At 71.3% G+C, this 1,069-nt stretch carries 2 pseudogenes; both read right to left on the minus strand.

Annotated features, from left to right (window positions below):
- Positions 1-269: pseudogene (locus ACFV0Q_RS41965) on the minus strand (sulfate ABC transporter substrate-binding protein); the annotation flags it as partial.
- A 215-nt stretch (positions 270-484) separates the two neighbouring features.
- A pseudogene (locus ACFV0Q_RS41970) lies at positions 485-1,069 on the minus strand (hypothetical protein); the annotation flags it as partial.

Consider the following 1,069-nt stretch of genomic DNA (forward strand, 5'->3'; position numbering starts at 1 on the left):
TTCAGTTCCTTCTCGATCAGGCCCTCCTGGAGGCCGACCAGGGCGGTGGCGTGCGTCAGGTTCGGGAAGTACCCGATGCGGACCTCGGAGGCCGAGAGCTTCTTGCCGCCGTCGGCGGCGACGTTGGACGCCGCGGTGTCCTTGGGCTCGTCCTTCTTCGCCTCGGAGCCGTAGCCGCAGGAGGCGAGGGCGCCGATCAGGAGCGGCAGCGCGGCGGCGGCGACGATGCCGCGGCGCAGGGTGGTGCGGGTGGTAACGGTGGCAGGCACGGGAGGACTTCCTCTCGTAGCGTCATGGCGTCATGACGCACGTCTTCGTCTGTGGAGCAAGGACAGGTACAGCTCGTGGGGGGTGAGGGCGCGCATGCGGTGCGCGTACGTCATCGCGCACATCGCGCCACCCCTCCCTGGCCGCTGCCGAGGGCGCCGCTGCCTACGCGGCCGCCCTCCTTCGCGAAGGTGGAGTAGATGTCGGCGAGCATGATCTAGAAGTCCCACCCTTCTTCATCCGCCTGGACGGTCGTCCGGGCCTGGGAGGCGAAGGACTCGCCCGCCATGCCCGCCGCCAGGGTGGTGCCGTCGGCCGGGTCGATCAGCAGGAACGATCCGGTGCGGCGCGAGTCGGCGTAGGCGTCGAGCGCGAGCGGCTCGGCGGTCCGTACGACGACCCGGCCGATGTCGTTGGCGACGAGCTGGCCCGGGTCCGGGTGCTGGGACAGGTCGTCCAGGGTCAGCCGGGAGGGGATCTCCTTGACGATCGCCTTGACCGTGCGGGTGGTGTGCTTGAGCAGCACCCGCGCGCCCACGGCCAGCGGCTGGTCGGCCACGTGGCAGACCGTCGCGACGACGTCCTGCGTGGTGGCCGGGGCGCTCGCGGACGGCGCGATCAGGTCGCCGCGCGAGATGTCGATGTCGTCCTTCAGCCGGACCGTCACCGACTGCGGGGCCCAGGCGATGTCGACGCTCTCGCCGAGCGCGTCGATGGCCTCGATGGTGCTGGTGCGGCCCGACGGCAGGACGGTGACGGCTTCGCCGACGCGCAGGACGCCGGAGGCGATCTGGCCGGCGTA

It is taken from the genome of Streptomyces sp. NPDC059564 (assembly GCF_042735575.1).
Classification (GTDB): Bacteria; Actinomycetota; Actinomycetes; order Streptomycetales; family Streptomycetaceae; genus Streptomyces.